Annotated in this window: 14 protein-coding genes; all 14 read right to left on the minus strand. The window is 64.5% G+C overall.

What is annotated here, in order from left to right:
• Nucleotides 1-11 precede the first annotated feature (11 nt).
• Nucleotides 12-1,040, minus strand: coding sequence for a nucleotidyltransferase family protein (locus tag FJ934_RS01225; RefSeq protein WP_181165473.1), 1,029 nt, complete (start codon nucleotides 1,038-1,040; stop codon nucleotides 12-14).
• Between the two features lie 79 nt (nucleotides 1,041-1,119).
• A complete protein-coding gene (gene dhaK / locus FJ934_RS01230; protein ID WP_140606831.1) occupies nucleotides 1,120-2,106 on the minus strand; it encodes a dihydroxyacetone kinase subunit DhaK in 987 nt (328 codons plus the stop codon).
• A gap of 32 nt (nucleotides 2,107-2,138) precedes the next feature.
• Nucleotides 2,139-2,564: a hypothetical protein gene (locus FJ934_RS01235; RefSeq protein WP_140606832.1), complete on the minus strand. Its 426-nt coding sequence runs from the start codon at nucleotides 2,562-2,564 to the stop codon at nucleotides 2,139-2,141.
• A gap of 11 nt (nucleotides 2,565-2,575) precedes the next feature.
• The gene (ptsP, locus tag FJ934_RS01240; RefSeq protein WP_140606833.1) at nucleotides 2,576-4,162 is read right to left on the minus strand and encodes a phosphoenolpyruvate--protein phosphotransferase; all 1,587 of its coding nucleotides are present in this window, start codon (nucleotides 4,160-4,162) and stop codon (nucleotides 2,576-2,578) included.
• Nucleotides 4,146-4,448 (minus strand): HPr family phosphocarrier protein, encoded by a 303-nt coding sequence (locus FJ934_RS01245; protein WP_140606834.1) that lies wholly within the window; start codon nucleotides 4,446-4,448, stop codon nucleotides 4,146-4,148. Before FJ934_RS01245 ends, ptsP begins: the two co-directional genes overlap by 17 nt.
• 21 nt (nucleotides 4,449-4,469) lie before the next feature.
• Nucleotides 4,470-4,859: a dihydroxyacetone kinase phosphoryl donor subunit DhaM gene (dhaM, locus tag FJ934_RS01250; protein WP_140606835.1), complete on the minus strand. Its 390-nt coding sequence runs from the start codon at nucleotides 4,857-4,859 to the stop codon at nucleotides 4,470-4,472.
• A complete protein-coding gene (gene dhaL, locus FJ934_RS01255; RefSeq protein ID WP_140606836.1) occupies nucleotides 4,859-5,461 on the minus strand; it encodes a dihydroxyacetone kinase subunit DhaL in 603 nt (200 codons plus the stop codon). The genes dhaM and dhaL overlap by 1 nt, the downstream gene beginning before the upstream one ends.
• 72 nt (nucleotides 5,462-5,533) lie before the next feature.
• Nucleotides 5,534-7,177 carry a dihydroxyacetone kinase subunit DhaK gene (locus FJ934_RS01260; protein ID WP_140606837.1) on the minus strand — a complete coding sequence of 548 codons (1,644 nt, stop codon included), beginning with the start codon at nucleotides 7,175-7,177 and terminating at the stop codon, nucleotides 5,534-5,536.
• A 72-nt stretch (nucleotides 7,178-7,249) separates the two neighbouring features.
• Nucleotides 7,250-8,263: an ABC transporter ATP-binding protein gene (locus FJ934_RS01265; RefSeq protein WP_140606838.1), complete on the minus strand. Its 1,014-nt coding sequence runs from the start codon at nucleotides 8,261-8,263 to the stop codon at nucleotides 7,250-7,252.
• The gene (locus FJ934_RS01270) at nucleotides 8,256-9,368 is read right to left on the minus strand and encodes an ABC transporter ATP-binding protein (protein WP_140606839.1); all 1,113 of its coding nucleotides are present in this window, start codon (nucleotides 9,366-9,368) and stop codon (nucleotides 8,256-8,258) included. The genes FJ934_RS01265 and FJ934_RS01270 overlap by 8 nt, the downstream gene beginning before the upstream one ends.
• Before the next feature lie 2 nt (nucleotides 9,369-9,370).
• Nucleotides 9,371-9,577, minus strand: coding sequence for a hypothetical protein (locus tag FJ934_RS01275; RefSeq protein WP_140606840.1), 207 nt, complete (start codon nucleotides 9,575-9,577; stop codon nucleotides 9,371-9,373).
• The gene (locus FJ934_RS01280) at nucleotides 9,574-10,524 is read right to left on the minus strand and encodes a carbohydrate ABC transporter permease (protein ID WP_140606841.1); all 951 of its coding nucleotides are present in this window, start codon (nucleotides 10,522-10,524) and stop codon (nucleotides 9,574-9,576) included. The genes FJ934_RS01275 and FJ934_RS01280 overlap by 4 nt, the downstream gene beginning before the upstream one ends.
• The gene (locus FJ934_RS01285; protein ID WP_140606842.1) at nucleotides 10,521-11,468 is read right to left on the minus strand and encodes a sugar ABC transporter permease; all 948 of its coding nucleotides are present in this window, start codon (nucleotides 11,466-11,468) and stop codon (nucleotides 10,521-10,523) included. The genes FJ934_RS01280 and FJ934_RS01285 overlap by 4 nt, the downstream gene beginning before the upstream one ends.
• Nucleotides 11,469-11,682: 214 nt before the next feature.
• Nucleotides 11,683-12,406, minus strand: a 724-nt coding sequence (locus tag FJ934_RS01290) for an extracellular solute-binding protein (RefSeq protein ID WP_140606843.1), incomplete at its 5' end; no start/stop codon positions are given.

The following is a 12,406-nucleotide window of genomic DNA, read 5'->3' on the forward strand; positions in this document are numbered from 1 at the left end:
CGGAAGACGCTTCACGCTTTTCCTGGAACCGCCCTGGCCTTAGCCAGCCGCTGGATCCAGCGAAAGGCGTCGCGGCGCAGGCGTGAGCCGATCTTTTCCCGGGAATTCACCCTGAGCAGCGTGTTCGTCGTGATCAGCCGCCTGGCCAGCCGTATCGAGAGGTCAGGCTTGATCCGCCCGGCGAGTTCAAGCGCGCGGGCCTCGCCGAACAATCGGCCGGTGACGTCGAGCACGATCGCCAGTTCGAGTTCGATGCCGGTCATGCGCGCAGACTTCAGCAGGCGGATTTCCGATTCGGGCGAGCCGAGTGCCCGCACCCCTTGCAGCACGTCGACACAAAGCTGCAGCCGGTGGAATTTGTGGCCGCCGGCGGCGTGCACGACGGCGATCGTCAAAAGGGCTGCCGGCGTGTCCTTCGCCCCGCCGTCGATGGTGCCCAATTCGCGGAAGCCCAGCGACAGGCGCCGCCGCATGCCGGTGTCGTGCACAAGGTCGCCATGCAGTTCGATCAGCAGGCTGGAATTCCCCTTTTCCAGCCATTTGAACTCCTGCAACTGGTAGGATTCGGCTTCGTCGCTGCCAAGCTCGAAGCCGCTGGCCGCGATCACCTGGTTTGCCCGCGCAAGGTTGCCGGGCTCGACGAGAATGTCGATGTCGGTGAACGGCCGGTCGGATATGTTGCGGTAGAGTTTTCGCGCGAAGACCGGCCCCTTGACGATCCGCGCCGGAATGCCTTCCGCCGCCAACCCCTTCATGATGCGGTCGCCATGGTACTGCAGCAGCATCGACTGGCCGGTGGCAATCGTTGCCTGATCACGCAGCCCCGACAGCTTCAGCTGCAAGGCAGGGTCATCAGGCAAATGGACGTCGCCACGTTCCCTGAGCTTGCGCAGCATGATCGGCAGAACGCCGTGGAATTCAGCATTGTCGAGCAGTGCCGACAGAGCTTTTGCCGACAGATTATCGTCGACCGCCGTGGACTCCGGATCGGCGAAGCGCAGCAACAGTTTTTCGTCGGCGGGTGTCAGGGGTGGCAGGATCAAGCCGGACAATGTTGCAGATAATTGGGTTAATTGGGTTGTGCACGATGGTCGCAGAAATGCATGTCTGAGGCCAGTCTTACATGCCCCAGCGCAGCGCCGCCGTATGGACGGGCGCGTCCCACCAGCCTGTCATCTCATCATCGAGCATGGTCAGCGTGATCGAGCAGCCGGCCATGTCGAGCGAGGTGACATAGCTGCCGACCAACGAGCGGGTTATCGTGACGCCGTGGCTCTCGAATATCCGGCGCGCGCTGTTGTACATCAGATAGAGTTCCATCAGCGGCGTGCCGCCGAAGCCGTTGATAAACAGCAGCGCCGGACCTTTGCCCCTGTCGCCGAGATCGCCCAGAATAGCGGCGCAGATTTCCTCGGCGATCGCATCGGCGCTTTTCAACTTGTCGCGTCGCCGGCCGGGCTCGCCATGGATGCCGACGCCGAACTCCATCTCGCCATCGCCGATGTCGAAGGTCGGCTTGCCCGCGGCTGGCACCGTGCCACTGGTGAGCGCCACGCCCATCGAGCGGGTCGCGGCATTGACGCGCTCGCCCAGCGTCTTCAGCACCGGGAGGGCCAGGCCATGCTCGGCGGCCGCGCCGACGATCTTTTCCACCACCAGCGTGCCGGCGACGCCGCGCCGGCCGGTCGTGTAGGATGAATTCTCGACGGCCACGTCGTCATTGGTCACTACCTGCAGGACGCCTTCCGACATTTCGGCCGCCATGTCGAAGTTCATCACGTCGCCCTCATAATTCTTGACGATGAACAGGCAGCCGGCGCCGGTGTCGACGGCCTGCGCCGCCGCCAGCATCTGGTCCGGCGTCGGCGAGGTGAACACCTGGCCGGGGCAGGCGGCATCCAGCATGCCATGGCCGACAAAGCCGCCATGCAGCGGCTCGTGGCCCGAGCCACCTCCGGAGATCAGCGCCACCTTGCCAGGCCGCAAGCTCCGACGGCGAATGAATTTGTGCTCCTCGCCAAGCACCAGTATATCGGCATGGGCGGCCGCGAAACCGTCGAGGCTCTCGGTCAGCACCGTGTCCACCGCGTTCATAAATTTCTTCATGGCGTCCTCCCAAACAGCTCGGCAAGAAACGGTCAGCCGCCACCCTTGCCGGCGATGCTGGTGATCTTCTGGATGAATTCGTTGATCGCCCGGTCGAGCGCCGCATTCTGCTTGTCGTCGCCGAAATCGGGCACGACGAGCGACACATGCCGTGTCTTGCGCATGCCCGCCGCGATCGACATTTTTCCCGGATGTGCCTGATGGTAGGCGGCAAGGAACTGATCGCGCTCGGCCGGGCTGAAATGGCAGACGGAAAAGATCGAAGGCAGATGCTTTGAGGGGATGGGGACCGAATAGGCCGGGCTCGAAATCTGCGTGACGAAGCTGCGGTGCTTGCCGAGCGCGTCGGCAAGGCGCTGGCGCATGCCGGACGGGCGCTGGTCGATGACCTGCGACAGGATCGTCTTGTAGGCGCGGATCGCCGCTTCGGGACCGGGTTCGGGTATGTTGTCGACCATGTCAGCCGCGCCTAGACCGAAATGTCCGATATGGCCGCCTTGGCCATGGCGAGTTGCGCCGGCGCGACGGAAAGGTCGCGCAGGCCGGCTTCCAGCAGCGATGGGATCGACGCCGGATCGCCGCCGGCATCGCCGCACAGGCTGACGGGAATGCCGTTTTCCCGTCCGAAGGCCGTGATCAAGCCGATCAGCCGCAGGACGGCAGGATGACGGACGGAATTGAGATGCGCGACCGCTGCATTGTCGCGCGCCGCCGCCATCACATATTGCGTCAGGTCGTTGGAGCCGATGGACAAGAAGGCGACATTGGCGAACGCCTCCGGCGCGATGGCCACCGACGGCACCTCGACCATGATGCCGAGCGGCGGCATCTGCTGCGTGACGCCGCGCGCGGCAAGCGCCGCCTGTTCTTCGGCGAACAAGGCAGCCGCGCATTCATACTCCTCGGCCATGGCGATCATCGGAAACATGACCCTGAGATTGCCGTGCGGCGCGGCGCGCAGCAATGCCCTGATTTGAACACGGAATATGTCGAGCCGCGCCAGCGACAGCCTGATGCCGCGCAGGCCAAGGAACGGATTGCCTTCCTCGACGGTGAAGCCCGGCACCGGCTTGTCGCCGCCGGCATCGACGGTGCGGATCGTCACAGGTTTTTCCCCGGCCCACTCCAGCACCTTGCGATAGGCGCGGTATTGCGTCGCCTCATCCGGCAAGGTCTTGCCGAACAGGAATTCGGTGCGCATCAGTCCGACACCGTCACAGGTCGCGATGTCGATGGCGTCGACATCGGATGGGCCGGCGATGTTGACCTGCACGCGCACCGCCGTCCCGTCCTTGGTTACCGCCGGCGGTGCCAGGAAGGTCCGTGCCTTGCCTTCGCGAATCGTGAAGGAAGAGGACAATTGTCGGAAGGAGGCGACCTCCGCTGGCGAGGGCGCCAGCACGATGCTGCCGTGCTCGGCGTCGAGCAGAGCGAGGCCTGCCAGATTGGCCTCCAATTGGCGCAGCCCGACCACCATCGGCACGCCGCGCGATCGCGCCAGCATGGCGACATGGCTGGCGGTGCTGCCCGCCTTCAGCGCGATGCCGCCGCCGTGCGTCCAGTCGGTTTCGAGAAAACGTGTTGGCGCGATGTCGTCGCCGAACAGAATGGCGCCCGAAGGCGCGGCGCGGCCTCCGTCCTCGGTCAGGGCACGCAGCACCTGGTCCCTGATGTCGCGCAGGTCCGCGGCGCGGGCGCGGAAATAGCCCTGGTCGGAGGCTTCATAGCTGGCGATCTCGCTATCGAGTGCCTGCCGCCAGGCCGTATCGGCTGTCTGTCCGGAACCGATCGATGCGAAGGCCGGTCCACTCAGCGCGTCGTCCTCCAGCATGGCGATGTGGAATTCGAGTATGCCGGCGGCATCGCTGTCTGCGGCTTCGACCATGGCGGCAAGCCGTTTCACCGCCTTGTCGATCGCGGCTGTCAGCGACGCCTTCTCTTCCGCCGCGGTGGCTTTGCTTGCGTAGACGGCCGATGGCCGGTCGAGGTCGAACAGCGGCCCCTCGGCATAGCCGGCCGAGGCGGAAATGCCTTGGAGCCTAAGCGGTGCGGGCATGGTCCGCGCCTTCGTCGAAGTCGCGCCGCACCAGATCGACCAGCGCATCGACGGCATCGATGGCGCCATCACCCCTGGCCCTGATGTGCAGCAACGTGCCCTTCGGCGCCTTGGCCGCCATCACCTTGACGATGCTCTTGGCGTCGAACCACGGCCCGTTGGCGGCAAGCGCGATCTCGACATCGCCGGCAAAGGTCTTGGCCAGCTTGGTGAACTTCACCGAAGGGCGCGCATGCAGGCCCACCGCATGGGTGATCAGGACGGTCGCTTCGGCGGCTGCGGACATATGTTCAACGTTCCTGTTCACTCACGACGGCGACAATTCGTGCGCCGTCGCCACCACCTCTTTCAGGGAGGCGCCGCCGGATGCCTCGGTCGCGGCCATCACCGCCCCCTCGACGATCGGTGCGTTGCAGACGACGATCTTGTGCGCACGCGGCTCGCCGATCATCTCGACCGCCATTTCACTGTTGGTCTCGGCGCCGCCGAGATCGACGAGAATGGCGACGCCGGCTTCCGACCAGGCTTTGTCGATGGCGCCCATGATCGCCTCGACATTGGTGCCGAGCCCGCCATGGCCGTTTCCGCCGCACCATGCAAGCGGCACTTCGTCGCCCACCATCTGGCGTACCATGTCGGCCGTGCCCTCCGCGACCAGCGGCGAATGCGACACGATCACGATCCCGACATTGCTCATCAGGCAACCTCCCCGATGGTTTCCGCCACCGTACGCACCAGCAGCGCGGTCGAGCGCGCGCCGGCATCCATATGGCCGATCGAGCGGTCGCCGAGGAACGAGGCGCGGCCGCGCAACGCTTTCATAGGTACGGTCGCCTTGGCGGCGATGTCGGCGATGTCGGCTATTTCCGCCGCCGTCTTTCCCTCGGCCAAGGCCTGATGCACCGGCTGCAGCACATCGAGCATGGTTTTCTGGCCAACTTGAGATTTGCCGCGCGCGGCCACCGCCTCGATCGCCTTGCCGAAGGCCACCGTCAAATTGGCGCGATCGGGGTCGGCCGAAATCTCCTTGCCGAGCGCCATGAACAATGTGCCGAAGAGCGGGCCGGAGGCCCCGCCCACTGTCATCACCAGCTTGGTGCCGATCGCCTTCAGCGCGTCGGGCAGCGGTTTTGCCGCGAACAGATCGGCCTCGGCCCGCACGGCCTCGAAGCCGCGTTTCATATTCAGCCCGTGGTCGCCGTCGCCGATCGCCTGGTCGAGCGCCGTCAATTCCTCGGCGTGGGCGGCAATCGCATCCGCGGCGGCCGCGACCAGCCTGGCAAGGTTCAATGCCGTCATATCGGCCAAATTCCCGGTTTGCGCCTTGCCCGCAGTAGCGAAAGAACGGTCATTCGACAACTGGAGCATGCATCAGGCCGTGACAAGCAGCGTGGCGGCGGCCGCGAACGCCTCGGCCACGGCATGAGCGCCGGGGTCGACCACGCCATGCAACTTGGTCCCGATATAGGCGGACCGTCCGGCCTTCGCCTTTTCCATGGCCGCCGTGGCCTCGGCACCGCGCCGGGCCGCTGCCGCCGCGCTTCCAAGCCCGCTGCCGTCGAGCGCCTTGAGCGCCGGCTCCAGGGCATCGACCATGGTGCGGTCGCCCGGTTTGGCGCCGCCATAGAAGGTCATCCGCTCGAGCCCGGCAAGCAGCGCCTTGGCTATGTCAGCGCCGCCTTCGAGGGCCTGCGCCACCGCCGTGAAGAAGATCGACAGCAGCACGCCGCTGGAGCCGCCCATCGATGCGCTCAAAATGTCGCCCACCGCGCCGAGCGTCGCCGCGGGGTTGGCGAGCGGCAGCCTATCAAGCCGCTCAAGCACACTGCGCGCGCCGGTCGCCACGGTCGAGCCGGTGTCGCCGTCGCCCGCCTTGGCATCCAGCCCGTTCAATGTCGCTTCGAGCGAGATCAGCCTTTCGCAGACCGCAACGATCAGGCGCTTTGTGCCGGCGTCCTGGCTGGGCAGGTGCGTCGCACTCTGTCCGGATGCTTTCGCCATCGGCACGACAGCAGGTGCGGCGACCGGCTTTGCCGGCATCCAGGCGTGCGGGCCTACCGACGCCAGCAGGGCGGCCTCGCGGGCCGCGTCAAGCCGTATCAGCGACAGCGAGAAGCCGTTCATGTTGAGGGCCGTCATCAGCGGGCCGGGGCCGATTGCCAGCTTGATGGACTTACCGAGGGGCGAGGCAAGCACCGCATTGGCGATCAGCGACATTTCAAGCGGCGGCACCGAGCCGAGATTGTTGATCAGCAAGGCATGGGGAGCACTGGGGTCGAGCCGCGCCGCGAGGGGCTCCGCCATGATTGCCACCAGCCTGTCGGCGCTCTGCACCGCGATGCGTTCGACACCCGGCTCGCCATGGATGCCGAGACCGAGCTCGCCGTCGTTTTCGCCGAACCTGTCTTCATGCGGTTGACCGGGGATGGAGCAGGACGACAGCGACATGCCGAGCGAGACGATGTCCTTCGCGGCCGCGCGTGCCGCTGCCGCGATCGCAGCCAGATCATGGCCGGCCTCCGACAGATGGCCCGAAATCTTGTGCACGAACAGCGTGCCGGCGACGCCGCGCGGCTGGGCGATGTCGGGCAGCGCGATATCGTCGGCGACGATCACCATCTCGACGGCAAAACCTTCGGCGCGCGCCTTCTCGGCGGCCAGGCCGAAATTGAGACGGTCGCCGGTATAGTTCTTGACGATCAGCAGGCAGCCGGCCGGGCCGGTGACTGCGCGGATGGCCGCCAGCACCGCTTCAACGCTCGGCGAGGCAAAGATCTCGCCCGAGACCGCGGCCGTCAGCATGCCCTTGCCGACAAAGCCGGCGTGCGATGGCTCGTGTCCGGCACCGCCGCCGGAGATGACGCTGACCTTCGTCTTGTCCCAGCCGGCGCGCAGGACGACTTTGATCTCGGGGTAGCCGTCGAGGCGTGCGAGGTCGCCCGAGCCGATGGTACGCAACAGGCCGTCCAGCGCCTCGGTGACGATCGTTTCCCTGCGGTTGAAAAAGTGCTTCATCGAATTCGTCCCGTATTCGCAATCGTCCATCGGAAGCTGGCGTCGACCCTTGGCGGGGACGCTCGAAACCGTTCACATCAACCTTTGTCCATCCGCGCCGAAATAGAGCGGCGAGCGGTAGCGGATCACCACCCTGTCGCCTTGGGCCAGATCGGTGTCTGGATCGGTCAGCGTCACCAGCTTCTTCGGCCCCACCGTCACATGCAGATGGTTCTGGTCGCCGAGATGCTCGACCCAGTCGACGACGCCGTCGGCATGGCCATTCACGGCCTTTTCAATCGCCAGATGCTCGGTGCGTGCGCCGATCGTCTTGGCGCCCGCCGGCGCGCCGCCGTCGGGCAACAGCCCCATGGGCAAAAGGTTGATCGCCGGCTGGCCGAGTCGTGCCGCGACATGCAGGTTCGCCGGCTCCGAATAGATCGTCCTTGGCGAACCGATCTGCACCAGCACGCCGTCGGCGAGGATGCCGATCCGGTCGGCCATCGTCATCGCCTCGATCTGGTCGTGGGTGACGTAGAGCATGGTGGCGCCGAGTTCGGACTGGATGCGCTTCAATTCGAGCCGCAGGTCCGCCCGAAGCTTGGCGTCGAGCGACGAAAGCGGCTCGTCCATGAGGTAGATGGCCGGCTTGCGCACCAGCGCGCGGCCGATGGCGACGCGCTGCATTTCACCGCCCGACAATTTGGTCGAGCGGTTGGCGAGCTTGTGATGGATGCGCACCATCTTCGCCACCTCCTCGACCCGCCGGCGTATCTGGTCTTCCGGCATTTTCCGCGCCGGCGAGCGCAGCGGGAAGGCAAGATTGTCGAACACTGACAGATGCGGATAGAGCGAATATTGCTGGAAGACGAAAGCCGTGTCGCGCTCGGCCGGCGACAGCGTCGTGGCCTCGTGGCCGCCGATCTCGATCGTGCCGGCATCCGGCCGTTCCAGCCCCGCGATAAGCCGCAGCGTCGTCGTCTTGCCGGCTCCGGTCGGCCCGAGCAGCACGACGAATTCGCCGTCTGATATATGCAGGCCGAGACCGTTGACGGCGACATGCTCGCCGAAACTCTTGGTCACGTTCTTGACGCGCACATCAGCCATGCTGCGCTCTCCCTTGAGAGGCGGTGTCGTGGGTCGCCGTCTTCACGGCGCGGCCGGAGCCCTTGTCGAACAGCGACAGCCGCGCGCTGTTCAGGGCCAGGCCGACATGATCGCCCGCATTCAGCCGGATTTCGGCCGGCACCCGCGCCTTGATGATGCCGTCCGCCGTCTCCACGGCGACGATCTGCGTGGTGCCGAGATATTCGGTGCCGTAGATGGCCCCGCGCAGCTTCGAGGCGTCGTCGAAGCGGATGTGCTCCGGCCGGATGCCAAGCGCCATGTCGGCCGGGGCGATATCCTCGCGCACCTCCGGTACCGCGACCTTTGCGCCTTGCACGACAATTTCCTTCGCGCCCTTGGCAAGCCCGCCGCCAAAGCCCAAGAAGTTCATCGGCGGCGAGCCGATGAAGTCGGCGACGAACATGGTCGCCGGCCGGTCGTAGATCTCCCGAGGTGTGCCGAACTGTTCGATGACGCCATGGTTCATCACAGCGATCTTGTCGGCCATCGACATCGCTTCCATCTGGTCGTGCGTGACATAGACCGTCGTGGCGTGGATCCGGTTGTGCAGTTCGCGCAGTTCATGCACCATCAGGTCGCGGAATTCGGTGTCGAGCGTGCCCAGCGGCTCGTCCATCAGGAAGCATTTTGGCCGCCGCACGATGGCGCGGCCGAGCGCCACGCGCTGTCGGTCGCCGCCGGCAAGACCCGAGACGGATTTGTTGAGCAGATGGTCGATGCGCAGCAGCTTCGCCGTCTCCTCGACCCTGGTGCGGATTTCGGCCGACGGCATGCCTTGCGCCAAGAGCGGGAAGCCGATGTTCTTGCGCACATTCATGTGCGGATAGAGCGCGAACAGCTGGAAGACGAAGGCGATGTCGCGCTCGCGTGCCCTGAGCATGGTGACGTCCTCGCCGTCGAGCAGGATCTGGCCGCCGGTCGGCAGTTCCAGCCCTGCTATCATGCGCAGCGTCGTCGTCTTGCCGCAGCCCGACGGCCCGAGCATGACGAAGAACTCGCCATCCTCGACGATGAAGTTGGAATCCTGCACGGCGACGAAGTCGCCGAAGGCCTTCCTCAGGTGTTGGACGCGGATCTCGGCCATGATTATTCCGGGAATTTCGAGACGACGATGAACATCACGGTGCCGGCAAGCATGGTGATGAAGGAATAGGTGTAGAGCGACAGCGCGAAGGGCTGGAACAGCATCAGGAAGCCGATAGCGATGAGCGCCGTGGCGACGTTTTCCATCACGCCGCGCCTGGCCCAGCGCGGCCAGCGCGATTTGCGTTTTGCGGATTGGGTCATGCTCATTTGCGCACCGCGCCGAAGGTGATGCCGCGCAGCAATTGCTTGCGAAGCAGGATGGTGAAAACCAGGATCGGCACCAGGAAGATCGTCGTGCCCGCCGCAACCGCCGGCCAGTCCTGGCCGCCTTCGCCGATGATGGTCGGGATGAAGGGCGGCGCGGTCTGTGCCGTGCCGGAGGTGAGCAGCGCCGCGAACGCATACTCGTTCCAGGCGAAGATCAGGCAGAAGATCGCGGTGGCCGCAATGCCGGTGGTCGCCTGCGGCAGCACGGTGCGCCAGAAGGCCTGCAGCCGCGTATAGCCGTCGATCATCGCCGCTTCTTCATATTCGCGCGGGATCTCGTCGATGAAGCCTTTCAGCAGCCACACCGCCAGCGAGACGTTGACCGCCGTGTAGAGCAGGATCATGCCGAGCGCGGTGTCCGACAGGCCGAGCTCGCGATACATCAGGTAGATCGGGATGGCGACGGCGATCGGCGGCATGAAGCGCGTCGACAGGATGAAGAACAGGAGGTCGTCGGCGAGCGGCACCTTGAAGCGCGAGAAGCCATAGGCCGACAGCGTGCCGAGAAAGACAGCACAGAAGGTCGAGCCGAAGGCGATGACCAGCGAATTGACGAAGCGCGGCAGGAAATTCGACGGCCCGGCGATCACCATATTGCGCTTGCGCACGGTCTCGTCGCAGAAGCCGGTCGCCGGTCCGAGCGAGTTGATGTATTCCGGCGTCTGCCTTGTCCGCGTGGTGAACAGGTTGCAGTAGCCCTCGATGCTCGGCTGGAACACGATCTTGGGCGGATAGGCGATCGAATCCGGCGGCGTCTTGAAGCTGGTGGCGAAGATCCACAAGAGCGGCACGATCGAGATCAGCGCGTAGGCGATGATGATCGCGCCTGCGATGCGCTTCGAGTTCGCCGAGGGCGCGACGACCGAGTGGGCTGTGGTCAGGCTCATCTCTGCTTCACCTTGTTGAGCGCCTTGACGTAGATGTTGGCGAGGCCGAAAACCGCGACGAACAGGATGATGGCGAAGGCCGAGGAATAACCCGTTCGCCAGCTCTCGAAGGCCTGCCGCTTCAGCGTGATCGAGGCGACCTCGGTGGTCGAGCCCGGGCCGCCGCCGGTGAGCAGGTTGACCATGTCGAACATCTTGAAGTTCTCGATGCCGCGAAACAGCACCGCCAGCATGATGAAGGGCAGCGCCATAGGCAGCGTGATCGACCAGAACTGGCGCCAGTTGGAGGCGCGGTCGACCTCGGCCGCCTCATAGATGTATTCGGGGATCGAACGCAGGCCCGCGAGGCAGATCAGCATCACGTAAGGCGTCCACATCCAGGTGTCGACGATGATGATCGACCACGGCGCCAGCGACACATTGGAGAGCATCTGGATGCTTGTCGGTGGAATGCCGCTGACGAACGCGATGACATAGGAGAACAGGCCGATCTGCGGCTCATAGAGGAAGCGCCAGAAATTGCCCACCACCGCCGGAGACAGCATCATCGGCACCAGGATCAGCGTCGTCCAGAAGGCGTGGCCGCGGAACTTGCGGTCGATCAGCCAGGCCAGCGTGAAGCCGATCAGCGTCTGCAGCAGGATGGTCCAGAACACGAAATGCGCTGTCGTCTGCATCGCGATCCAGACGTCCCGGTCGCCGAGGATGCGCTGGTAGTTGGCAAAACCGAGATTCTTCACCACCTCGTTCGGCCGGTTGGCGCGGTAATTGGTGAACGAGAGATAGATCGCCCAGAACAGCGGGAAGATGTTGATGGCGAGCAGCAACAGGATCGTCGGCGAGATGAACAGCCAGGCGAGGCCCTTGTCGCTGATGCCCCGGACCTTGCGCGCCAACGGTTCCGGGGTCGCCCGGGCAACGGTCTCCGCGGTCCGATTGAGCATGGTCAGTCCTGCTTCGGTCACTTGGGCGTCTCTGTGATGGAATTTATCTGAACCGCGTCTCGTGCCAAGAGCGGCACGGGACCACGAGCATGATGGCGAAAAGTGTGAAGCGGTCTTGGAACGACATCATGCTCTCTCTTTAGGCCTGGAGGCGGATGATTTCTGGTCTATTCGACCTGAAATCATCCGGCCCTGGGCGTAGCTCGGGAGGAGCTTACATCTTGCCGTCGTCCTGGAAGATCTGCGTCCAGTCCTTGACCAGCCCGTCGAGTGCGTCCTTGGCCGAACCCTGGCCGGCGACGACGTAGTCGTGGAAGCGCTTCTGCGAGGCCTGCAGCAGCGGCGCGTAGCTCGGCTCGGCCCAGAAGTCCTTCACGATGGCCATCGAGTCGAGGAAGGTCTGCGCATAGGGCTGGCTAGACGGGAATTTCGGGTCCTTGACGACCGCGTTGAGGCAGGAATAGCCGCCGAGCGACCACCACTTGGCCTGCACGTCCTTGTTGGCGAACCACTTGATGTATTTCAGCGCCGATTCCTGCTTGTCGGAATAGGACACCACGGAAATGCCCTGGCCGCCGAGCTGGGCGAACTGTGCGCCGCCGGGACCCTTGGGATTGACGAAATAGCCTATTTTGTCGCCGCCGACATTTTCGTCCTTCTGCAGGCCCGGCCAGGTGAAGGCGAAGTTCATGTGCATCGCCACCTGGCCGGATTTGAAGGCATCGACGCCTTCGCCCATGTAGCTGTTCGAGGCGCCCGGAGGGGTGCAGCAGTCGTAAAGCGCCTTGTAGAATTCCAGGCCCTTGATCGCGTCGGGCGAATTGACGAAGCCTTCCATGTCATAGGGCTTCTTCGGGTTCTCGTACTGGAAGCCGTAGCTGTAGAGCACGTCCATGGCGCCCATGGTGATGCCTTCCGAGCCGCGCTCGGTGTAGATC

It is taken from the genome of Mesorhizobium sp. B2-4-12 (assembly GCF_006441575.1).
In the GTDB taxonomy this organism is placed as follows: domain Bacteria; phylum Pseudomonadota; class Alphaproteobacteria; order Rhizobiales; family Rhizobiaceae; genus Mesorhizobium.

Coding starts and splice junctions, on each gene's coding strand:
- dhaK (WP_140606831.1), bottom strand. CDS start 2,106: ATGAAGAAATTTATGAACGCGGTGGACACGGTGCTGACCGAGAGCCTC.
- FJ934_RS01235 (WP_140606832.1), bottom strand. CDS start 2,564: ATGGTCGACAACATACCCGAACCCGGTCCCGAAGCGGCGATCCGCGCC.
- ptsP (WP_140606833.1), bottom strand. CDS start 4,162: ATGCCCGCACCGCTTAGGCTCCAAGGCATTTCCGCCTCGGCCGGCTAT.
- FJ934_RS01245 (WP_140606834.1), bottom strand. CDS start 4,448: ATGTCCGCAGCCGCCGAAGCGACCGTCCTGATCACCCATGCGGTGGGC.
- dhaM (WP_140606835.1), bottom strand. CDS start 4,859: ATGAGCAATGTCGGGATCGTGATCGTGTCGCATTCGCCGCTGGTCGCG.
- dhaL (WP_140606836.1), bottom strand. CDS start 5,461: ATGACGGCATTGAACCTTGCCAGGCTGGTCGCGGCCGCCGCGGATGCG.
- FJ934_RS01260 (WP_140606837.1), bottom strand. CDS start 7,177: ATGAAGCACTTTTTCAACCGCAGGGAAACGATCGTCACCGAGGCGCTG.
- FJ934_RS01265 (WP_140606838.1), bottom strand. CDS start 8,263: ATGGCTGATGTGCGCGTCAAGAACGTGACCAAGAGTTTCGGCGAGCAT.
- FJ934_RS01270 (WP_140606839.1), bottom strand. CDS start 9,368: ATGGCCGAGATCCGCGTCCAACACCTGAGGAAGGCCTTCGGCGACTTC.
- FJ934_RS01275 (WP_140606840.1), bottom strand. CDS start 9,577: ATGAGCATGACCCAATCCGCAAAACGCAAATCGCGCTGGCCGCGCTGG.
- FJ934_RS01280 (WP_140606841.1), bottom strand. CDS start 10,524: ATGAGCCTGACCACAGCCCACTCGGTCGTCGCGCCCTCGGCGAACTCG.
- FJ934_RS01285 (WP_140606842.1), bottom strand. CDS start 11,468: ATGCTCAATCGGACCGCGGAGACCGTTGCCCGGGCGACCCCGGAACCG.